Below are 20628 nucleotides of genomic sequence, written 5' to 3'. Positions count from 1 at the left end.
TTACCGGGCCGCCATTGCCCGGAACGTCAGCGCATCGCCGTTCATGCAATAGCGCTTTCCCGTCGGCTTGGGGCCGTCGTCGAACACATGGCCGAGATGCCCGCCGCAGCGTCGGCAATGCACCTCGGTCCGCGCCATCCCGAGCGTCGAATCGACCCGGGTCCGCACGGCATTTGGCAAGGGCTGCCAGAAGCTCGGCCATCCCGTCCCGCTCTCGAACTTGGTCTTCGACGAAAAGGCGGGCAGCGCGCAGCCGGCACAGGAAAAGATCCCCGCGCGATGTTCGCCGTTGAGCGGGCTTGAATAGGGTCGCTCGGTTCCTTCCTTGCGCAGCACGTTATAGGCATCCGGCGACAGCTTCTTGCGCCACTGTGCATCGCTCAGCGTGACCTCGAAGCGTTCGGCGGCCTGGGCGGACTGCGACGAACAGCCCCAGAGGGCAAAGCCAGCGGCGCCGGCGCCGGCGAGCGTGAGGAACGTGCGGCGATCGGGCGGTGTGTGTGTCATGGTCATGATATAAGTACGAACCTTGCCGCGAACAGGATGCGCGCAGAGGCGGGCGATGAAAGTCAGTAGCGGCTGATCTCGACCGGGAGCGAACGATAGCCGTGGACGAAACAGGCGGCGACACGGGTCGGCGGGCCGACCATGTTGATCCGCATGCGGCGCTTCGCCATTTCCTCGAGCAGGATCGCGAGCTGCATCTCGGCGAGCCTTGCCCCGACGCAGCGGTGGATGCCGTGACCGAAGGCGAGATGGCGGCGCGCATTGGGACGGTCGACGCGGATCGCGTCGGCATCGTCGCCAAACACGCTTTCGTCGCGATTCGCCGAGAGATACCAAAGGGCGAGCTTGTCGCCGGCCTTGATCGACTGGCCCTGCAATTCAGTATCTTGCGTTGCGGTCCGCCGCATGTGCGCGAGCGGCGTCTGCCAGCGGAGAATCTCGCTCACCGCGTTGGGAATGAGCGCCGGATCCGCTTCGAGCATGGCGCGGGCGTCGGGAAATGCGTCGAGGCCATAGGCCAGCGCCGACATCGAGTTGCGGGTCGTGTCATTGCCTCCGACGATCAGGAGGATCAGGTTTCCGATGAATTCATGATGCTCCATATGCGCCATCGCATCCGAATGGATCATCATCGAGATCAGGTCGGGGGTCGGCGGCCGGTCGATCTTGGCGTTCCAGAGCGTCTGGAAATAGGCCCCGCAATCAAACATATGCGCGAGCCGCTGCTTGCGCGTCTCCTCGTTCTTGACGAGCTCGATGTCGCCCGCCCAGTCCGACCACAGCGTCAGCTTGCGCCGATCCTCCCAGGGGAAATCGAACAGGATTGCCAGCATCTGCGTCGTCAGCTCGATCGCGACGCGGTCGACCCAGTCGAACGGCGTGTTCCAGTCGAGCCCGTCGAGGATCTCCGCGGTACGCTGGCGGATGTCGGGCGCCATGCGGGTCATCTCGCTCGGCGTGAAGGCGGGGGCGACGGTGCGGCGCTGGCTGGTGTGGATCGGGCGATCGCGCGCGATGAACATTGGCATGCGAACGTCGCGATCGCGGTCAAAATCGGCGAGCGTGATGCCGCCGGCTTCGGAGGAGTAGAGGTCGGGCAGCGACTCGACCTCGACGATCCCCCGGTAGTTCGAGACCGACCAATAGGGGCCGTAATCCGAGCGGGCGACATGGTGGACCGGGGCATGCGCGCGAAGATGGCGGAAGGGCGCGTGCCAGACATCGTCGCGGTAGAGGTCCGCGCGACTGACATCGAGCGGGTCGATCGGGGGTTTTCCGGTTGCCGCCCCGTTGGTTACGCGCTCGCTGATCGGAGCCGTCGTGATTTCGCCTGCAAGCGTCGCCACCCATCACTCTCCTGTTTTCAGGCAGGAGACCAAGTACTGACAGCGATGTCAACAACCTGTGTCAGTGCGGTTTCGCGCGGCGCCAGAAGGGCCGCGCGCTGCCCGACTGGAGCACGCCGCGGCGGAACAGTCGTGCGCCAACGACGATGAAGATCGTCACCCACAGGGCCTGCCAGGCCAGCGCCGCGACGTGCGGCCAGAGCTCGGGGGAATTGGCCGCGTGCCCGGCCATCGCGAAGGGCGAGGAGAGCGGGAAGAGCTCGGCGAGCGTCGCGATCCAGCTGCCGGGGCGCGAGACCGCGGCGGAGGAGAGACCGAACATCGCGACCTGAAGGATCGTGATCGGCAGCGACAGCATCTGGATCTCGCGCATTGTCGAGGCCTGCGCGCCGACGCCGAGAAACACTGATCCCAGAAGCAGATAGGCCATGGTGAAATAGCCCGCGAACAGCAGCGCGAACATCGGTCCGCCGACCGCGGGACGGAGATCGCCGATCGCCGCCGCCGCGCCTGCAGGGAGCAATGTCGTGACCTGTCCGACGACGGTGCCCCAGAAGGCGACGAACAGCACCGCGACGCCGAACATGCCGATCAGCTTGCCGAAGAATACCGATTCGAGCGGGACCGCGGCGGCGAGCACCTCGATCACCTTGTTGTTGCGCTCCTCGGCCATCGTGCCGACGACCTGGCCAGAGAGGAACAGCGTCAGGAAGAAGATTCCGAACACCGCGAAGAACGCGGACTGATGCTGGCCGCCGACCGAGCCGCGCGACCGCGTGATCCGGGTCTTGGTCACGTCGATCGGGGGCAGCGTGCCGCCCGCCTGCTGCGCGGCAAGCGTCGTCTGCGCGAGCGTCGCGAGATAGCCCGCGGCGCGGTCGCCGCGTGGACCATAGAGGATCTGCGGTGCCGCGAGCGGGCCGTAAAGGACTGCGGCGGCGTCGATATCGTTGCGGTCGAAGGCGTTGCGCGCCTGTGCCGCCGGATCGGCAGCGGCCGGCTGCGTGGTCAGGTCGGGTGGTCCCTCGCCTGGCCGGAAGATGCCGCGCAGCTGCGTGTCGGCCTCGGCCATCATGCGCGACTCGGCGGCGGGGAGGATCGCGATGATCTGCGCCTTGTCCTGCGCGCCGTCGGTGACGCTGGCCGCGCCGAGCCCGCCGACCGCCCCGAATGCGCCCATGATCAGCGGCGCGAACAGGAAGAGCAGGAAGATCGGGGTGAAGACGGTCGCGGTGAAATCGCGGCGGGCGATGGTGAAGGTCTGGCGCAGCGTGCGGCGGAAGCGGGTCATGGCTGCGCCTCCTGCTGGCCGACGATTCGCACGAACGCCTCGTGCAGCCCGGGGCGTTCGATCGAGAGCCCGGAAATGCCGTATCCTGCGTCGATCAGCCGGATGAGCAGCGTCTCGATCCCGCCGCCCGGCAGTTCGAACCGCCAGCCGTCGCGATCGGGCAGCGCGTCGGGGGGCAGCACGCCGCGGATCGCGGGGTCGGGGCGGTGCGGGGTGTAATGCACGCGCTGGGGCAGGACGCCGCGCGCGTCGTCGACGGTGCCCTCGAACCGGCGCTTGCCGCCGGCGATGATCGCCAGCCGGTCGCACAGCCGTTCCGCGTGGCTCATGATATGCGTCGAGAACAGGATCGTCGCGCCGCGATCGCGCTCGACAAGGATAAGCTTTTCAAGACGTTCCTGGTTGACCGGATCGAGCCCGGAAAAGGGTTCGTCGAGCACGAGCAGATCGGGCTGATGGACGACCGAGCCGAGCAGCTGGACGAGCTGCGCCATGCCCTTCGACAATTTGCGGATCTTCTCGTCGACCGCATGGCCGAGCCCCGCCCCCTCCATCAGCGTGACCGCGCGCGCACGCCCGGTCTTCCAGTCGAGACCGCGCAGCGCGCCCATGAACGCGATCGCCTCGCGTGCCTTCATCGCGGGATAAAGTCCCCGTTCCTCCGGCAGATAGCCGACATGATCCGAAGCGTCGCGCGGGCTGTCGAAGCCAAGCAGGGTGCGGTGGCCTTCATCGGGCTCGATGATCCCGAGCAGCATGCGCAGCGTCGTGGTCTTGCCCGCGCCGTTGGGGCCGAGCACGCCGTAGATCGCGCCGGTTGGCACGGCGATGTCGACGCCGTCGACCACCCGCCGGTCGCCGAAGCGCTTGACCAGCCCGCTGGCCTTGACCGCCCATTCCTCGCCCACGCGTAAACTTCCTTCAAGCCGAGCGGCTGTGGTAGCGGGCGGACGTGCCCGACGACAAGCCATCCGACCTCGAAACGCGCGTGAAGGCCAAGGCGGCCGAACTGGGCTTTGCGGCGTGCGGGATCGCGCGCGCGGATGCGGCCCCGCTGGCGGGCGAACGGCTGCAGCAGTGGCTGGCCGAAGGGCGGCATGGCGACATGATCTGGATGGAGGAGCGGCGCGCGCAGCGGGCGAGCCCCGCCGGGCTGTGGCCCGCGGTGCGCAGCGTGATCGCGCTGGGCATGAGCTATGCGCCGAAGGACGATCCGCTGCGGCTGGCCGACGCGGGCGAGGTCGGCCGGATCTCGGTCTATGCGCAGGGCGCGGATTATCACGACGTCATCAAGCGGCAGCTGAAGGCGCTCGGCCGGTGGCTGGCGAGCGACGCGGTCGGTGTCGAGTATCCGTTCGATCTCAAGGTGTTCGTCGATACTGCCCCGGTGATGGAGAAGCCGCTCGCGGAGGCGGCGGGGCTGGGGTGGCAGGGCAAGCACACCAATCTGGTCAGCCGGACAGAGGGCAGCTGGCTGTTCCTCGGTGCGATCTACACCACGCTCGAGCTCAAGGGCGATGCCGCGGGTCGGGATCTGTGCGGCAGCTGTGACGCGTGCCAGCGCGCGTGCCCGACCGATGCGTTTCCGGCGCCCTACAGGCTCGATGCGCGGCGCTGCATCTCGTATCTGACGATCGAGCATGCGGGTGTGATTCCGCATGAATTTCGGGCGGGTATCGGCAACCGCATCTATGGCTGCGACGATTGCCTGGCGGTGTGCCCGTGGAACAAGTTCGCCGCCGCCGCGAACGCCAATCTCGCCTTTGCGCCGCGCGCCGAGCTGGTCGCGCCCGAGATTGCCGACCTGATCGCGCTCGACGATGCGGGGTTCCGCCAGGTCTTTGCCGGATCGCCGATCAAGCGGATCGGGCGCGACAAGATGGTGCGCAACGCGTTGATCGCGGCGGGGAATAGTGGCGATCCGGCCTTGTCGGAAGGCGTCGCGGCGTTGCTGGGCGACCCGGCGCCGGTGGTGCGCGGGACGGCGGTGTGGGCCTTGTCACGACTCGACGCGGTGCGATTCGCGGTCGAGAAGGCGGATCGTCGTGGCGGCGAAAATGACGACGGCGTCCGCGCGGAATGGGATCGGGCGAACTTAAGCTGACGCGGGCCAAGTGACGCGCGACAGGGGAAATTATTCACGAACGCCGGTGTAGGGGCGCGCATTCGAGACTTGCCTTGCGGGGGCAATGCGGACAGCGGTGGCGGTCCAAGGGGCGATGATTGCATATGTTGGCATTTTCCACTGCTACGATGGTCGCCGCGCTGGCGGTGCAGGCCGTCGACCCGCTGCCCGTCGCGCCGGTCCCGGTCGCGCCGTCAGCGGTGGTCGCGGACGAGCAGCGCATGCCCGAATCGCCCGTCGTGCCGGTATCGCCGCCCGTGGTGCCCGTAGCGCCGGTTGCAGCGCCCCAGACTGTCCCGGTTCCAGCGCCCGTGCCCGCCGAGCCGAATGCGCAGAAGGACATCGTCGTCGTCGGGCAGTCGCGTGATGCCGGGGATCCGCTCCGTGGGGTCAATGCCCAGGCGTTCGGGGCGACGCAGGCGGTCGACAGCGCGGTCGTCGGCCCGGTGGCGCGGGTCTACAAGCGCAAGGTGCCGAGCCCGATCCGCAAGGGTATTCACAATTTTCTCTATAACTTGCGCGAGCCGATCGTGTTCGTGAACTTCCTGCTGCAGTTCAAGCCGGGCAAGGCGGCGGAGACGGTCGGGCGGTTCGTGATCAATTCGACGGTCGGCGCGGCGGGGGTCATCGACGTCGCCAAGAAGCGGCCGTTCCGGCTGCCGCGCCGGTCGAACGGCTTTGCCAACACGCTGGGCTATCACGGCATCGGCAACGGGCCGTTCCTGTTCCTGCCGCTGGTCGGGCCGACGACGGTGCGCGACCTGATCGGCGGGACGCTCGACCGGTTGCTGCTGCCCACTGCGATCGGGTCGCCGTTCACCGATGCGAGCTACACGGTGCCGGCCGGGGTGCTCGGCGCGCTCGACCACCGCGCCGATTTCGACGAAACTCTCAAGTGTTTGCATGACGATGTGGGCGATCCCTATGCATCGTCGCGCGCCTTTTACCTCCACCGGCGACAGGCGGAGATCGATCATCTCCACCGCCGGCCGCCGGCGCCGCCGCCCGAATGCCAAGCGGCGCTGCCCGCGACGCGGATCCCGGTCGGCGCGGCGGGCGCGACCGAAACGGTGCCGCCGCCCGGGCCCTGAGCGGCTTACCGGCCGCCGTCGCGGCGGGTGAGCGCGGCGACGCAGCTCGCGCGGTCGATCGTGCTGCCGTCGAGCTCGCGCGCGTCGATATAGGTGACCTTGGGCTCGCCCGATCCGGCGGGGTAGAGATAGGCGTCGAGCACGCAAATTCCGCTCTGGAACTGGAGCTTGCGCGCCGCGCCCTCGCGGACATCGGCGTCGGGATCGCCGAACAGCCGGGTCAGCCCGGCGGCGGTCTGGCCGATCACGCGTTCGAGCCCGACGCTGGTATAGGGGATGGCGGGGCGACCGACCGGCGCGGTCGCGACGGGCGCGGCGCAGCCCGCGAGCGCGAGGCCGAGGGCCATCGCCAGGCCCGCACCGGGCCGCGAGATTTCGAAGCCTTTCAACGCGTTGACACGTGATCTCGTCATCAGCTGGTCCCCCGGGCGCGCACCGCCGCGCGCGTCCCGTGATAAAAATGCGTCGCCATCGCCGCGCCCAGCACGGGGGCGGCGATGTTGAGGATCGGAACCACGAACAGCGCGGTGTTCGCAAGACCCAGCATGAACCGCGACGCCCGCGTCGTCGCACGCCAGCCCCGCATCGCCGCGGCGTCCATGTGGCGCGCGGCGACCATGTCGCCCAGATCGCGCCCGAGCAGCCAGCCATTGACCACGAAAAACGCCGCCGCGGTCCCGACACCGGTGACGAGCAGGCCGATATAGACGGGCAACATCAACAGGTTGACGAGCAGGACGCGCAGCGCCGAGCGCAATCCCATGACGAGGCTGCGCGCGAACGGCACGGGCCGCGCGGTGGCGAGGCTCGCGGGATAATGGCGCGCCTCGACCGCGGCGACGACATCGTCGGCGAAGATCCCGACGACCGCGATGGCGACCGCGCGAAACAGGATCCAGACCGCGAGGATGGTCAGGAACAGCGCGACCGCGGCGGCGATCCCGGCCTGGTCGCTGCCCAGCCAGGCCGCGAAAATCGCCTTTGCGCCCAACCACATGAGCAGGCCGAGCGCGGCGAAGACGAGCAACGTCACCGCCATCGACTTGGCAAAGACGCGCAGCACCGGCGGATCGCCGAGCTGGCCGAGCGAGAGGAAAAAGCCGCGGATCATGCGGCAGCGATGGCCCGCCGCCTCCGGGCCGTCAATGTCGGGCGGCGACTCAGAGCGTGCGGATCAGGCGGACCGCGCGGGCGATCCAGACGGGGCGCTCGATCTGCTGGGGCGCGGCATCGTCGCCGACCGGAATAAGCGTGGGGCTGCCGTCGGTTAGCGCGACCAGACGGCCAAAGGCGAAGCGGCCGGCGGGGCGGGGGACGAGCACGTCGCGGTAGAGCGCGCTCTCGAAGTCGTCGGGGCCGAGCGTGGTGCACCAGAGCACGTCGCCCGTGCGGTAGTCGCCGACGCCGGCGGCCACCGTCACTGCGACCTGACCCGGCTCGACATGCGGCGGCGTGGCGAGGTTGGGGCGGGTAGGGGCTTGAATTCCGGTCGAATCCAGGATCGCGACGACGGGCAGATCGGCGCGTTCGGGCATCGTCACGAGATCGACCGCGGCGACGTCGAGCGCGGCGGCGATCCGGTTGAGCCAGCCGACCGACACGGTCCGCGTCCCCGTCTCGAGCCGGCCGATCGTCTGCGCGGTTGTCGGGGGATCACAACGCCTTGCGACGTCGTCGAGCGTCAGTCCCTTGGCGCGGCGGACGGCACGGATAGCAGTGATCATCGACAGGCTCCGTCGCTTCTACAAACCAGATAGGTTAGTTTCTCTTGCAATTTCTGGTCGAATATGGCAAGACAATCGGGACTCGGCAAATGGAAAGGGCGGCGCATGCAGGATCTGATCGAGGTCGCGATCGACGGGCGGGGCATGCGGCGGGATGCTGACAGGGAAGGTGACAGGGTGGTTGAGCGGGACTCTGGCCGGGAGGTGCATAGGGAAGGTGTCACCCGGGGCGGGCGGAGCGTGACGGTCAACCGGGCGGAGTCGCCGCTGACCTGGCTGCGGTCGCGCGGGCTGATCGATGCGCGGCAGTTTGCGGCGGGCGAGCGTTTGCGCGCGGCGTACGAGACCGCGTCGCTCGCGCCGAGCGTGACGATGCGCTGGACGCCGCGGGTCGATGGCGGCGGGCACGACGCGCTCGACCCGACCGCCGCGCAGATCGCGGCTAAGCGGCGGTTCGACGCGGCGATCGCGGCGGCGGGGCCGGGGTTGGCGGATATCCTGTGGCGGGTGGTGTGTGCGGGTGAGGGGCTGCCCGCGGCGGAACGCGCGCTGTCCTGGCCGGCGCGCGCCGGGCGGCTGGTGCTGACGCTCGCGCTCGACCGGCTCGCGACACATTATGAGGGCGGGGACGTTCGAGGGCGCGAGGGGGGCGGCGGCTCGCCTTTGCGCGGCGACGCGGGTAAGGGCGCGGCATGCGCTTCGATCTGATCAAATGTCATGGCTCCGGCAACGATTTCCCGCTGATCGACGCGCGTGCGCTGTCGCTGGGCGATGCGGATTGGGCGCGCGTCGCGCGGGCGCTGGCGGATCGCGCGGGGCCGGTCGGGGGCGACGGGCTGCTGCTGCTGACCGCGGGTGACGAGGACGGGCGGGCGTTCGGGATGCGGATGTTCAATTCGGACGGGAGCGAATCGGAGACGTGCCTCAACGGGCTGCGCTGTGTCGCGCGTGCGGGGTTCGCCGCGACCGGGCTGACGCGCGCGACCGCTCGGCTGAAGACGAGCGATGCGCTGGTCGTGCGCGATGCGGAGATTGCGCCGGGGGTGTTCACGGTGCGCGAGACCGCGGGGCCGGCGTCGCTCGACGTGGCGGCGTGGCCGATGCATGTCGATGCGGACCAGATCGTCGAGGCGCCGCTGGCCGGACTGCCCTCGACGCGCGCGTTCACCGCGGTGGCGATGCCCAACCCGCATCTGGTGGCGTTCGTCGAGGCGGTCGACGATGCCGAGCTGGTCCGCGTCGGCGAGGCCTGCGAGGCGGCGCCCGACTGGCTGCCCAACCGCGCCAATGTGAGCTTTGTCGAGGTGCGCGGGACCGACCTGTTCGTCCGCACGCATGAGCGCGGGGTCGGGCTGACCGACAGTTGCGGCAGCGCGATGGCGGCGTCGACCTTTGCCGCGTGCCTGACGGGGCGGATCGCGTACGACACGCCGACGACGGTGTTCAACCGCGGCGGGCTGGTCCGCGCCGAGGCGGGGGCGGACGGCATGGTGACGCTGTCGGGCAATGCGACGGTCGAATGGACCGGGTCGGTGACGGTCGATCTGGATCCGGAGGAAACGGGTGCGCGCGACCTGGTGATCGCGCGGCGGCATGACGAAGAGATTGCCGCCTGGGAAACATTGCGCACCGGAATGTAAAAAAGCGTGTGCATCGTTGCGGCCGGGGTGGCCGTATCTTCGCCGCGGCAGCCGGATCATCGGCGCCGATCAGGAGAGACTGTCATGACCCCCCTGTTTCGTACCACGATCATTGCCGCCGCTGTCGCCGTCAGCGGCACCGCGCTGGTCGCCGCGCAGACCAACCCGATGGTCGGCGGCGCCGCGATGTACCCGACCAAGACGATCGTCGAGAATGCGGTCAATTCGAAGGATCACACGACGCTGGTCGCCGCGGTCAAGGCCGCCGACCTGGTCGAGACGCTGTCGGGACCGGGGCCGTTCACGGTCTTCGCGCCGACCAATGCCGCGTTCGGCAAACTGCCCGCGGGGACGGTCGACACGCTGCTCAAGCCCGAGAACAAGGCGCAGCTGGCGGGCGTGCTGACCTATCACGTCGTGCCGGGGACGATCATGGCCGCCGACATCGCGGCCAAGGCCAAGGCGGATGGCGGGACGGCCAGCTACACCACCGTGCAGGGCGAGCCGCTGATGTTCATGAAGTCGGGCAGCGGCTGGGGCATCATGGACGGCAAGGGGCACAAGGGGCGGATCACGATCGCCGATGTGCGCCAGTCGAACGGGCTGATCCATGTGATCGATACGGTGATGCTGCCGTAACGCGCGCTGCGCTGGCGGGGTGACGGGGGTGGGTAGGGTGTCCCCCCCCTCGCCGTCATCCTGGGCTTGACCCAGGATCCAGGGTTACGGCGCGTGGCGCTGCTTGGCTCTGGATCCTGACTTTCGTCAGGATGACGGGTGGTCTCGAGCCTCACGTGCCCTCACCCTCCCACGCTTTGCGTGGGCCCCTCCCTCTCCCCCTGGGGGAGAGGGGTTTTGCGTCTTCGTCATCCCGGGCTTGACCCGGGACCCAGGGTCACGGGCGTGTCGCCGCTTGGCTCTGGGTCCTGACTTTCGTCAGGATGACGGGTTTTTTAGCTGATCAGGAGGCCGGCTAGGGCGGCGGACATGAGGTTCGCCAGGCTGCCGGCGGCGAGGGCGCGGAGGCCGAGTTTGGCGATCATCGGGCGCTGGTTGGGGGCGAGGCTGCCGGTCACCGCCATCTGGATCGCGATCGACGAGAAATTGGCGAAGCCGCACAGCGAGAAGGTGATCACCGCGATCGTCCGCGGGCTGAGCCCCGGTTGCGTGCCGAGCGAGATATAGGCGACGAATTCGTTCAGCACGATCTTCTGCCCGAACAGTCCGCCGGCGATCCCCGCCTCGCTCCACGGCACGTTCAGCAGGAACATGATCGGCGCGAAGACATAGCCGAGCAGCCCCTGGAAGCTCAGCCCCGGCAGCCCGATCATGTTGCCGAGCCCGCCGAGCAGGCCGTTGGCGAGCGCGACCAGCGCGACGAAGGCGAGCACCATCGCGCCGACCGCGACCGCGAGGCGGACGCCGGTCTGTGCGCCCTGCGCCGCGGCCATGATCAAATTGGCGGGCTTTTCCTCGTCATGCGTCGCCTGCGGCATGGGTTCGCCCGCGGAGGATTCGCCGGGCAGGTCGCCGAGCGCGAGTTCGCCCTCGGGCGGCGTGACGCGGTCGGGCATGATGATCTTCGCCATCAGGATCCCGCCGGGCGCGGCCATGAAGCTGGCGGCGAGCAGATAGTCGATGCGGATACCCATCGACGCATAGGCCGCGAGGATCGTGCCCGCGACGCCCGCCATCCCGCTGGTCATCACGGTGAAGAGCTGGGCGGGGGTGAGGCCTGCGAGATAGGGGCGGATGACGAGCGGTGATTCGCTCTGGCCGACGAAGATGTTCGCCGCCGCGCAGAGCGATTCGACCTTCGACACGCCGATCACCTTCTCGATGCCGCCGCCGACCCAGCGCACCACGAACTGCATGATGCCGAGATAATAGAGGATCGAGACGAGGCTGGCGAAGAAGATGATGACGGGGAGCGCGGCGATCGCGAAGCTCTGGCCGCCGATCTCGGGGGTCGCCATCTTGCCGAACAGGAATTCGGTGCCCTTTTGCGAATAGCCGAGCAGATTGGCGACGCCGCCCGACATGCTGCCGAGCACGACCTTGCCGAAGCTCGAATAGAGCACGAGGATCGCGATGCCCGCCTGGAGCGCGAAGGCGGCGCCGACGATCCGCAGCCGGATCGCGCGGCGGTCGCTCGACAGCAGCACCGCGATGCCGAGGATGACGGCGATGCCTGCAAGGCCGATGATCAGTCTTTCCATGGACGCCCTGCGTTTTGGTACGGTGACACACGCGGCCCCCCGGCTGCGCAAGCGGCCGACATGACACGGGTACGCCGTGCTCGCCAGTCATTTGACGCCTGCACGCTTTCATGGCGCGGTTTCAGAAGGGCTAGGCATTTGACGGCGCGCGGCATTTCGCTAGCGTCCGGCGCGATGACCACAGACCTTCCCGCGTTCCCGCGTTCGCTCTTCATTTTCTCCGTCCTCTATGGCGGCATGGTGTGCATCGCCGGCGTGCTGGGGGTGAAACAGGTCGCGCTCGGGCCGCTCGCGGTCGAGGCGGGGATTTTCGCGTTCCTGCTGCTGGTGGTGATCAGCAGCGCGATTTCGGAACTGCACGGGCAGAAGACCGCGACGTTCCTGGTGCGGCTGGGGTTCATTCCGCTGCTGGTGTCGGCGGCGCTGATCCAGCTGGTGCTCGCGCTGCCGCATGATCCGGGCATGTACCCGCCCGCGGTCGACGCGTTTCCGGTCGTCGTCGGGCAGGGCGCACGGATGATGATGGCGGGGCTGATCTCCTACGGGATCTCGCAGACGCTCAACGTGCTGATCTTCGCGCGGCTGGCGGGGCCGGTCGGCGGCGAGGGCCGGCTGGTGTGGCTGCGCGGGATGATCGCGAGCATCGTGTCGCAGGTGATCGACACGGTGCTGTTCATCACCATCTCGTTCCTCGGCGCGCGGCCGATCGTCGAGCTGATGGCGGGGCAGATGCTGACCAAGGTGGTGCTGTCGGTGGTGCTGGTGCCGTTCGCGATCACGTTCTTCGTGCGGCTGGGGCGGCGGCTGGACCGGGTTTGATTGCGTCCGTCATCCTGACGGACGTCAGGACCCAGGGTCGCGGACGGTGACGCTGCTTGGCTCTGGGTCCTGACGTTCGTCAGGATGACGGAAGGGTGGCAGCGCGGCTTTCGCTAACCCCTCGCACTGGCTAAGGGGGCGGGATGACCGATCATACGCCCGATCCCGCCCTGCTCGCCAAGGCCGAGACGCTGACCGAGGCGCTGCCCTATCTGCAGCGTTATGCCGGCAAGACCTTCGTCGTGAAATATGGCGGGCACGCGATGGGCGACCCCGAGCTGCAGCGCGATTTCGCCGAGGACATGGTGCTGTTGAAGGCGGTCGGGATCAACCCGGTCGTGGTGCATGGCGGGGGGCCGCAGATCGGCTCGATGCTCAAGCGGCTGGGGGTTGAATCGCGGTTCGTCGACGGGCTGCGCGTGACCGACAAGGAGACCGCGCAGATCGCCGAAATGGTGCTGGCGGGATCGATCAACAAGGAAATCGTCGGCTGGATCGGCCAGGCGGGCGGCCGCGCGGTCGGGATTTCGGGGAAGGACGCCGGCCTCGTCCTCGCGCAGAAGGTCGGGCACGGGCGCGAGCCCGACAAGCTCCAGGGGATCGAGCGGCATGTCGACCTGGGGTTCGTCGGCGAGCCGATCGCGGTCGACCGGACGATCCTCGACACGCTGATCGCCGCGGACATCATCCCGGTGATCGCGCCGATCGGGATCGGTGCGGACGGCCATACCTACAACATCAACGCCGACACGATGGCGGGCGCGATCGCCGCGGCGATGGGCGCGGCGCGGTTTTTCCTGCTGACCGACGTGGTCGGCGTGCTCGACAAGCAGGGCGAATTGCTGACCGATCTGGATCCCGCGAAGATCGCCGAGCTGCGCGCCGACGGGACGATCACGGGGGGGATGATCCCCAAGCTCGAGACCTGCGTCGCGGCGGTCGGATCGGGCGTCGACGCGGCGGTGATCATCGACGGGCGCGTGCCGCATGCGATGCTGCTGGAGATTTTCACGCGGCAGGGGGCGGGGACGCTGGTGAGTGCGAACGGGCGGGCGCGGTAGGGGGTTCTTCTCCCGTCATCCCGGGCTTGATCCGGGATCCAGGGTTACGGGGGCCGACGCTGCTTGGCTCTGGATCCTGACTTTCGTCAGGATGACGGAAGGGGGTTGTTTGGAGGGGGCGGGGTTCTCGTTGTCGGTCCGCTGCCTTATATAAGGCATACACCAGCGGAGACCCTTGCCTTGCTCGCCCTTCTTCAGATCGTCCAGTTGCTGCTCAACCTCGTCTGGTGGGTCATCATGATCCAGGCGGTGATGTCGTGGCTCATCGCGTTCAACATCATCAACACGCAGAGCAATGTCGTCCGGTCGGTATGGGAGGCGTTGCAGCGGATCACCGAGCCGCTCTATCGGCCGATCCGGCGGATCCTGCCCGATTTCGGCACGCTCGACCTGTCGCCGCTCGTCGTGCTGCTGATCCTGTACATCCTGACCAACATCGTCGTGCCGAACATCGCGCAGAGCCTGCTCGCCCCCGGGCTGTGAGCGATGCGGCCGCCTGGCGTGCGGTGGACGGCGGTCTGGCGATCGCGGTCCGCGTGACGCCGCGCGGCGGGCGGGATGCGCTGATGGCGGGGACCCCGGAGCATCTGGCCGCAAGGCTGGCGGCGGCGCCGGTCGATGGCGCCGCGAATGCCGCGCTGATCGCGCTGGTCGCCAAGAGCTTCGGCGTGCCGAAACGCGCGGTCACTATCGTCGCGGGCGAGACCGCGCGGCTGAAACGCCTGCATGTCGCGGGCGACACGCCTGCGCTGGCGGAAATCGCCGCCGCGCTTTAGGACGGCGGGCATGAGTGCGACCATCATCGACGGCAAGGCCTTCGCCGCCGGCCTTAGGGCCCGTATCGCCACCGGCGTCACCGCCTTTGCCGCAGCGGCGGGCCGCGCGCCCGGGCTCGCGGTGGTGCTGGTCGGCGAGGACCCTGCGTCCAACGTCTATGTCCGGTCGAAGGGCAAGGCGACGCGCGAGGCGGGGATGGTGAGCGTCGAGCACCGGCTGCCCGCCGATGTCGGCGCCGAGACGCTGCTCGCGCTGGTCGCCGATCTCAATGCCGATCCGACGATCGACGGGATCCTCGTCCAGTTGCCGCTCCCCAGACATATCGACGAGCAGGCGGTGATCGCGGCGATCGATCCCGACAAGGATGTCGACGGCTTCCACCCGATCAATGCGGGGCGGCTCGCGACGGGTTCGGCGGGGTTCGTGCCGTGCACGCCGCTTGGCTGCGTGATGCTGCTCAAAAGCGTCGTGCCGAACCTGAGCGGGATGGAGGCGGTGGTCGTCGGCCGGTCGAACATCGTCGGCAAGCCGATGGCGCAATTGCTGCTGCGCGAGAGCTGCACGGTGACCGTGGTGCACAGCCGGACGCGCGACGTGCGCGCGCATGTCGGCGCCGCGGACATCGTCGTCGCCGCGGTCGGGATCCCCGAGATGATCAAGGGCGACTGGCTGAAGCCCGGGGCGACCGTGATCGACGTCGGCATCAACCGGACCGAGGCGGGGCTGGTCGGCGATGTCGATTTCGCGAGCGCGGTCACGGTCGCGGGCGCGATCACGCCGGTGCCGGGCGGCGTCGGGCCGATGACGATCGCGTGCCTGTTGCGCAATACGCTCGTCTCGGCGGGGCGTCGCGAAGGGGTGGCGATCGACGAGGCGGCGCTCGACCGGGCCGGCGCATGATCGAGCTTTATATCTCGTCGCTGATCACCTTCTTCGTGGTGATCGATCCGCCGGGCTGCGCGCCGATCTATGCCGGGCTGTCGGCGAGCGCGTCGGCGGCACAGAAGCGCGCGATGGCGTTCCGCGCGGTCGGCGTGTCGGCGGCGATCCTGTTCGTGTTCGCGCTGTTCGGCGAGGCGTTGCTCAAAGGGCTGGGGATCAGCCTGGCGAGCTTCCGCATCGCGGGCGGGATCATGCTGTTCCTGATCGCGCTCGAAATGGTGTTCGAGAAGCGCACCGAACGCCGCGAGGACCGCGCCGCCAAGGTCGCGAGCGATCCCGAAGCCGACGACGTGTCGATCTTCCCGATGGCGATGCCGATGATCGCGGGGCCGGGATCGATCGCGTCGGTGATGCTGCTGATGAGCCGCAACAGCGGGATCGAGCGCTCGGCAGTGGTGCTGGCAGCGATGGTGACGATCCTGTTGCTGACGCTGGTCGCGCTGCTCGCGGCGGGGCCGATCATGCGGATCCTGGGCGCGAAGATCGAGGCGGTGATCACGCGGCTGCTCGGCGTGCTGCTGGCGGCGCTGGCGGTGCAGTTCGTGCTGGATGGGTTGTCGGTGGTGTTGCGGTAGGCTGGGGTCGGCGTGCGCGGTGCGCCGATTGCCGGGGCGGGGGGATGGCCCTTTTTCCCGTCATCCTGGGCTTGACCCAGGATCCAGGGTTGCGGGCGGTGGTGCTGCTTGGCTCTGGATCCTGACTTTCGTCAGGATGACGGGTGTGTCAGTCGACCTTGAAGAGCCGCAGCGGGGATTTTGCCGGGAGGGGGAGCGGGGTGAGCCACGCCGGGACCTCGTTCTTCGCCATCTGCGCGTAGAAGCCGTTGGGGCTGCGGGCCTTGTAGTTGGTCGATTCGGCGGCGTTGGGGCAGAGCAGCAACAGGGTCGCGCCGTGGCGCTTGATGATCGCGTGGGCTTCGTCGGGGGTGCGGCCGAAGGCGTGCTGGACGTCGAGGATCGCGGCGCCGTTGCGGTGATAGGGGCCGGCGATCGCGTTGTGGTGCGTGATCGTGATCAGCCGCGGGCCCATGTCGACGAAGGTGAAGATCGTCTGCGCGGGGTATTTGTTCAGCGCGAGCAGCACGGTGGTGCGCAGGCAGTTGCCGGTCGCCATGTTGACGCGCTTTTCATAGCCCTTGGGCTTGCCCACGGGGACGTACTTCAGCGCGATGCCGACGAAGAAGCCCGAGACGATCACCAGCGCGCCCGCGGTGCCGAGCACGCGCACCAGCATCGAGCGGTGGCCGAGCAGCCGGGGGACGATCACCCAGGCGAGCGCGACGCCGCCGGGGACCGCGAGCATCTGGGCTGCGGGACCGGCGCGGACCTGCCACAACAGCATCAGCACCGCGAAGGTGGTGAACAGCGCGACCGCGACCCAGCCGATCGCGCTCGGGCGGCGGCGTGCGCGCCACGCGGCGAACAGCGCGCCGAGCAGGCCGATCACCGGCAGCGTCGCGATCGCGACGCCGGTGCGCCAGCTGTGCTTGTAGATCGGCTTGGCCTCGCGGACATTGTTCAGCCAGTTGCGCTGAAGCTCGGGCGAGACGCCCTCGGGCCGGGCGAGGCATTGCGGGAACATCAGCGCGAAGCCGATCACGATCGCCGCGCCCGCCGCGACCGCGAGCGCGAGACGCACCCCGCGCGATGCCGGGCCGAAGCGCGCGAGCAGGAAGAGGAGCATCCCGGCCGCGATCATGACGCTGAGCCAGACGGGCGTCAGCGCGTCGCAGCGCATCGCCTGGTTCGCGTTCGAGGCGAAGAGTGCGAAACCGAGCGTGCTGCCGCCGCCCAGGGTCAGCGCATAGACCGCGAGCCGCGGCGCCTCGGCGCGGTCCCAGACCCAGCGCAGGGCGATGATCGCGCCGGCCATCGCGGCATAGGGGAGGAGTTCGAGCCCGATCGACAGCGACACCGCGCTGGCGATCCCGACCAGCGCGCCGCCGCGTCTCGCGCGCGGGTCGCACAGGCCGGCGAGCGTGAGACTGAGCATCGCGAGCTGCCAGCCGTGATGGTCGATGCGTTCGGGCATGTACATCAGCATCGTCGCGGTCGCGCCGACGAGGAACAGGATCGCGAGCGGCCAGGCGAGCGGGTGGATCAGCCGCCGCACCGTCGCGCCGATGCCGAGCATCGCGATCGACAGCGGCAGCAAGGGCGCGATCCCGCAGGCGAGCCGTTCGGCCCAGCTGTTGCTGGTGAACAGGCGGAAGAAGAGGATGAGGCCGGCGATCGGCAGGTCGACGATCCGGCTCCAGTGGATGTCGAAGCCCGCGGGCGGGTTCATCCGGTACTGGCGCAGGTCGTACCAGCCCTGGCCGTCGAGCCATGCGCGGACCTGCATCAGGCGCATATTGTCGTCGGTGTCGCCGAGCGACAGCCAGCGGACCTGACCCCAGCGGTCGGCCAGCGACCAGGCGGCGACGCCGAGCCATGCCAGCAGCGTCAACGCGACCCAGTGGCGATCGAGCAGGTCGCGCCCCCGCTGCCATGGGGACTGGTGGGGCTGATCCAAAACGCTTTCCTCCTGACCGCGCGCGGACTAATGCGCGGGGCGTGACGTTGAGCGCCGCTGTATCGACGCGCGTGTAAAGAACAAGGCGGGCATGCAGGCGATCAGGCGACAGATGGACCAGATGCGGGCGAGCGGCGTGCTCGGCCAGCTCTTCCGCTTCGGGATTGCGGGCGGGCTGTCGAGCGTGATCTATTCGCTCGTCTATCTGCCGCTGACCAGGTTCGTGTTTCCGCCCGAGCAGGCGGTCGCGGCGGTGCCGTTCGCCTTTGCGGTGGCGGTGACCGCGGGCTATTTCCTGCACAGCCGGTGGAGCTTCAAGGGGCATGCCGCCGAGCCGGGCGGGGCGAAGCACGTCAAGTTCGTGCTGGTGCAGGGGACGGGGCTCGCGCTCAACGCGCTGATCACCTGGGTCGGGACCGCGTTCCTCCATCTGCACCCCTGGGTGCCGCTGGTCCCCGCGGTGTTCCTTGCCGCGATCGTGACGTTCGTGCTCAACCGCTTCTGGGTATTCTCTTGATTATGGCCGATTGCTGATGGACCGCATCGTTTACGACCGGATGGCCGCGCATGATTCCACGCATTGGTGGTACCGCGCGCGCCGCGACATCCTGGCGGATTATCTGACGCGCTATGGCGGCCTGCCGGCGGATGCGAAGATCCTCGAGATCGGCTGCGGGACCGGGCATAATCTGCCGATGCTGGCGGGGTTCGGCGAGATCGACGCGATCGAGATCGATCCGGCGGCGCGCGAGATCGCGAGCGCGCGGCTCGGCAAGCCGGTCGGGGCGGCGCCCTTGCCCGAGCTTCCGGGGGTGCCGCGCGGGCATTACGACCTGATCGCGGTGCTCGACGTGGTCGAGCATATCGCGGACGACGTCGCGGCGCTGAAGGCGATGGCGCAGTGCCTCGCGCCCGGCGGCAAGATCCTGATCGCGGTCCCGGCGCACCAGTGGCTGTGGAGTGCGCACGACACGGTCAACCATCACCACCGCCGCTATTCGAAGGCGACGCTGAAGACGGCGATCGCGGCGGCGGGGCTGAAGCCCGACAAGCTCGGCTATTTCAATTCGCTGCTGTTCCCGCTGGCGGCGGCGGCGCGGATCGCCGGGCGGCTGTCGGGTCGCGACGACAGCGACGATTCCCCGCCCGCCAAGCCGCTGAATGCGCTGTTCGAGCGGATCTTCCGGCTGGAGCGGCATCTGGTCGGGCGCGTGCCGATGACGCCGGGGGTTTCGATCGTGACGCTGGCGGTACCGGGCTAGGGGGTTGGGGGAGAGCGCGACACTGTGTCTGCGCTCTCCGTCACTCTTGCTGGTCGGGTGATCGCCGATATTTATCCGGGATCGGACGGACGACCGCCGCCAGGACGCATCCGACGATCAGCGCGCCAAGCTTCACCAGGTCAAAAGCGTCGCCGTTCTGCACGGTCTCGATCAGGCCGGTGAGCGCGAGCCAACCGATCGCGAACGACAGAAATGGCGTCATGGCCATACGCAGCCGCGGGGGCAGCCTGTTCGCCAACCGTGCTGTTACCGTCGCCATCCCAATCTCCTCTGCGCGAAGACATGTCACGACCGTCTTCTGTCCGCAATCGGGCCAGGCGCCGCCCCATGTCCGTTCGCCCTGAGCGCAGTCGATGGGTGGGGGTCGGGGGGCGGTGCTTCGACTTCGCTCAGCACGAACGGGGGGTGGGGGCGGTGGTGCGGTTGGGTGGGTTAGCCCGATTCCTCTGCGATCCCTCCCCGGCGGAGGCCGGGGTCCAGTTGGGGGACGGTGCTGACTGCTGTGGCGCTTCGTTACTCTGGCTTTCCCACCTGGGCCCCGGCCTTCGCCGGGGTGGGGGCTCAGGTGTAGGGTGTGTGCCGGGGGGGTGCTTCGACTTCGCTCAGCACGAACGGGGGTTTGGGGCGGTGCTGCGGTTGGGTGTGGTTCGCACGTGACGTCTCTCCAATTCCTCCCCGGCGGAGGCCGGGGTCCAGTTGGGGGACGGTGTTGACGGGCGTTGCGCTTTGTTACTTTGGCTTTCCCACTTGGGCCCCGGCCTTCGCCGGGGTGGGGTTGGGGCGGGGAGTGGCGAGGCGGGTGGCTAGGGCGCCGGCGGCGGGAATGGCGAGGATCGCGGTTGCGACCATCCAGGCGGGATGCTCGACCAGGACGAAATTCGCCGCGGTCGCAAGCAGGACGAGCAGCGTGACACTCCAGCCCGCGCCCTGCCGTCGTCCGGCGACGCGCGCCGCCACGGCCGCGCCGGAAAAGGCCGCCAGCGACCAGCCCAGGACGATCCCGCCGAGCAGGGCCGGCGGCTGACGGGCGACATAGTCGCGCATCGCGTCGGCGTTGCCAGGATCGGGCGGGGGCGTGGTCGAGACGGTGTGGAACAGCGTGTCGGTGGCGACGATGAGCAGGACCGCGATGGCCAGGCCGGCCATGATCGACACGATGAGCCTTAGCATCACGCTGCCTCCCTCTTGCGGGTGGAAGGCTGTGCCGCTTTGCAGGGCGCGTCAATATTGGTGTCGGGCGGGTGCTTGCGGGGTGGGCCCCCACCCCAACCCCTCCCCTGAAGGGGAGG

24 protein-coding genes are annotated in these 20628 nt (G+C 68.6%); 13 read left to right on the top strand and 11 right to left on the bottom strand.

Annotated features, from left to right (window positions below):
* The 4 genes from msrB to IFS44_RS06755 all read right to left on the bottom strand — a co-directional run bounded on the left by msrB (position 1) and on the right by IFS44_RS06755 (position 4052).
* Positions 1 to 507 (bottom strand): peptide-methionine (R)-S-oxide reductase MsrB, encoded by a 507-nt coding sequence (gene msrB, locus IFS44_RS06770; RefSeq protein ID WP_192098192.1) that lies wholly within the window; start codon positions 505 to 507, stop codon positions 1 to 3.
* A 62-nt stretch (positions 508 to 569) separates the two neighbouring features.
* Positions 570 to 1817: a cytochrome P450 gene (locus IFS44_RS06765; protein ID WP_192098191.1), complete on the bottom strand. Its 1248-nt coding sequence runs from the start codon at positions 1815 to 1817 to the stop codon at positions 570 to 572.
* A 97-nt stretch (positions 1818 to 1914) separates the two neighbouring features.
* Complete coding sequence (locus IFS44_RS06760) at positions 1915 to 3144, bottom strand: ABC transporter permease (RefSeq protein ID WP_056406900.1); 1230 nt, start codon at positions 3142 to 3144, stop codon at positions 1915 to 1917.
* A complete protein-coding gene (locus IFS44_RS06755; RefSeq protein ID WP_342366363.1) occupies positions 3141 to 4052 on the bottom strand; it encodes an ABC transporter ATP-binding protein in 912 nt (303 codons plus the stop codon). The genes IFS44_RS06760 and IFS44_RS06755 overlap by 4 nt, the downstream gene beginning before the upstream one ends.
* Before the next feature lie 44 nt (positions 4053 to 4096).
* Between IFS44_RS06755 and queG the strand changes: the two genes are divergently transcribed.
* Both queG and IFS44_RS06745 read left to right on the top strand, forming a co-directional pair.
* On the top strand, positions 4097 to 5248 hold the full coding sequence (queG, locus tag IFS44_RS06750; protein WP_192097970.1) for a tRNA epoxyqueuosine(34) reductase QueG: 1152 nt from the start codon (positions 4097 to 4099) through the stop codon (positions 5246 to 5248).
* Positions 5249 to 5373: 125 nt separating this feature from the next.
* Positions 5374 to 6360, top strand: coding sequence for an MlaA family lipoprotein (locus IFS44_RS06745; RefSeq protein ID WP_244650020.1), 987 nt, complete (start codon positions 5374 to 5376; stop codon positions 6358 to 6360).
* A gap of 5 nt (positions 6361 to 6365) precedes the next feature.
* Here the strand turns inward: IFS44_RS06745 and IFS44_RS06740 are convergent, their stop codons facing one another.
* From IFS44_RS06740 to IFS44_RS06730, 3 genes are all read right to left on the bottom strand, one after another.
* Positions 6366 to 6707 (bottom strand): hypothetical protein, encoded by a 342-nt coding sequence (locus IFS44_RS06740; protein ID WP_192008188.1) that lies wholly within the window; start codon positions 6705 to 6707, stop codon positions 6366 to 6368.
* Between the two features lie 65 nt (positions 6708 to 6772).
* Positions 6773 to 7471: an EI24 domain-containing protein gene (locus IFS44_RS06735; RefSeq protein WP_192097969.1), complete on the bottom strand. Its 699-nt coding sequence runs from the start codon at positions 7469 to 7471 to the stop codon at positions 6773 to 6775.
* A 49-nt stretch (positions 7472 to 7520) separates the two neighbouring features.
* A complete protein-coding gene (locus IFS44_RS06730) occupies positions 7521 to 8084 on the bottom strand; it encodes a helix-turn-helix domain-containing protein (protein WP_031394722.1) in 564 nt (187 codons plus the stop codon).
* A gap of 105 nt (positions 8085 to 8189) precedes the next feature.
* On the opposite strand from IFS44_RS06730, the gene IFS44_RS06725 reads away from it, so the two are divergent.
* The 3 genes from IFS44_RS06725 to IFS44_RS06715 all read left to right on the top strand — a co-directional run bounded on the left by IFS44_RS06725 (position 8190) and on the right by IFS44_RS06715 (position 10363).
* Positions 8190 to 8792 (top strand): DUF6456 domain-containing protein, encoded by a 603-nt coding sequence (locus IFS44_RS06725; protein WP_446740840.1) that lies wholly within the window; start codon positions 8190 to 8192, stop codon positions 8790 to 8792.
* On the top strand, positions 8777 to 9724 hold the full coding sequence (dapF, locus tag IFS44_RS06720) for a diaminopimelate epimerase (RefSeq protein WP_192097968.1): 948 nt from the start codon (positions 8777 to 8779) through the stop codon (positions 9722 to 9724). The genes IFS44_RS06725 and dapF overlap by 16 nt, the downstream gene beginning before the upstream one ends.
* 84 nt (positions 9725 to 9808) lie before the next feature.
* On the top strand, positions 9809 to 10363 hold the full coding sequence (locus tag IFS44_RS06715) for a fasciclin domain-containing protein (protein ID WP_056406915.1): 555 nt from the start codon (positions 9809 to 9811) through the stop codon (positions 10361 to 10363).
* A 314-nt stretch (positions 10364 to 10677) separates the two neighbouring features.
* Here IFS44_RS06715 and IFS44_RS06710 read toward each other — a convergent pair whose 3' ends face one another.
* A complete protein-coding gene (locus IFS44_RS06710; RefSeq protein ID WP_031440507.1) occupies positions 10678 to 11943 on the bottom strand; it encodes a NupC/NupG family nucleoside CNT transporter in 1266 nt (421 codons plus the stop codon).
* Between the two features lie 174 nt (positions 11944 to 12117).
* On the opposite strand from IFS44_RS06710, the gene IFS44_RS06705 reads away from it, so the two are divergent.
* From IFS44_RS06705 to IFS44_RS06680, 6 genes are all read left to right on the top strand, one after another.
* Complete coding sequence (locus IFS44_RS06705; RefSeq protein ID WP_031440508.1) at positions 12118 to 12762, top strand: queuosine precursor transporter; 645 nt, start codon at positions 12118 to 12120, stop codon at positions 12760 to 12762.
* Positions 12763 to 12905: 143 nt separating this feature from the next.
* The gene (gene argB / locus IFS44_RS06700; RefSeq protein WP_056406920.1) at positions 12906 to 13823 is read left to right on the top strand and encodes an acetylglutamate kinase; all 918 of its coding nucleotides are present in this window, start codon (positions 12906 to 12908) and stop codon (positions 13821 to 13823) included.
* Between the two features lie 180 nt (positions 13824 to 14003).
* The gene (locus tag IFS44_RS06695; protein ID WP_031395935.1) at positions 14004 to 14306 is read left to right on the top strand and encodes a YggT family protein; all 303 of its coding nucleotides are present in this window, start codon (positions 14004 to 14006) and stop codon (positions 14304 to 14306) included.
* Positions 14303 to 14599, top strand: a complete 297-nt coding sequence (locus IFS44_RS06690; RefSeq protein WP_192097967.1) for a DUF167 family protein — start codon at positions 14303 to 14305, stop codon at positions 14597 to 14599. Before IFS44_RS06695 ends, IFS44_RS06690 begins: the two co-directional genes overlap by 4 nt.
* A 10-nt stretch (positions 14600 to 14609) precedes the next feature.
* Entirely contained in the window at positions 14610 to 15500 is an 891-nt protein-coding gene (folD, locus tag IFS44_RS06685; RefSeq protein WP_192097966.1) for a bifunctional methylenetetrahydrofolate dehydrogenase/methenyltetrahydrofolate cyclohydrolase FolD, read from the top strand.
* Positions 15497 to 16117 (top strand): MarC family protein, encoded by a 621-nt coding sequence (locus IFS44_RS06680; RefSeq protein WP_031440980.1) that lies wholly within the window; start codon positions 15497 to 15499, stop codon positions 16115 to 16117. The genes folD and IFS44_RS06680 overlap by 4 nt, the downstream gene beginning before the upstream one ends.
* Positions 16118 to 16265: 148 nt before the next feature.
* Here the strand turns inward: IFS44_RS06680 and IFS44_RS06675 are convergent, their stop codons facing one another.
* Positions 16266 to 18056, bottom strand: a complete 1791-nt coding sequence (locus tag IFS44_RS06675) for an AcrB/AcrD/AcrF family protein (protein ID WP_192097965.1) — start codon at positions 18054 to 18056, stop codon at positions 16266 to 16268.
* Positions 18057 to 18168: 112 nt separating this feature from the next.
* Here IFS44_RS06675 and IFS44_RS06670 point away from each other — a divergent pair, with 112 nt between their 5' ends.
* Positions 18169 to 18573: a GtrA family protein gene (locus tag IFS44_RS06670; RefSeq protein ID WP_244650016.1), complete on the top strand. Its 405-nt coding sequence runs from the start codon at positions 18169 to 18171 to the stop codon at positions 18571 to 18573.
* 16 nt (positions 18574 to 18589) lie between these two features.
* Complete coding sequence (locus IFS44_RS06665) at positions 18590 to 19318, top strand: class I SAM-dependent methyltransferase (RefSeq protein ID WP_056406929.1); 729 nt, start codon at positions 18590 to 18592, stop codon at positions 19316 to 19318.
* Between the two features lie 40 nt (positions 19319 to 19358).
* On the opposite strand, the gene IFS44_RS06660 is transcribed toward IFS44_RS06665, so the two are convergent.
* Positions 19359 to 19541, bottom strand: coding sequence for a hypothetical protein (locus IFS44_RS06660; RefSeq protein WP_206757818.1), 183 nt, complete (start codon positions 19539 to 19541; stop codon positions 19359 to 19361).
* 527 nt (positions 19542 to 20068) lie between these two features.
* Entirely contained in the window at positions 20069 to 20509 is a 441-nt protein-coding gene (locus IFS44_RS06655) for a hypothetical protein (protein ID WP_192097958.1), read from the bottom strand.
* Positions 20510 to 20628: the final 119 nt, after the last annotated feature.

Origin of the sequence: Sphingomonas sp. CFBP 13706 (genome assembly GCF_014842355.1) — a bacterium.
GTDB lineage: Bacteria > Pseudomonadota > Alphaproteobacteria > Sphingomonadales > Sphingomonadaceae > Sphingomonas > Sphingomonas aerolata.
Note: the sequence above shows the minus strand (reverse complement) of the source record. Positions and strands in the feature narration are given on the sequence as shown.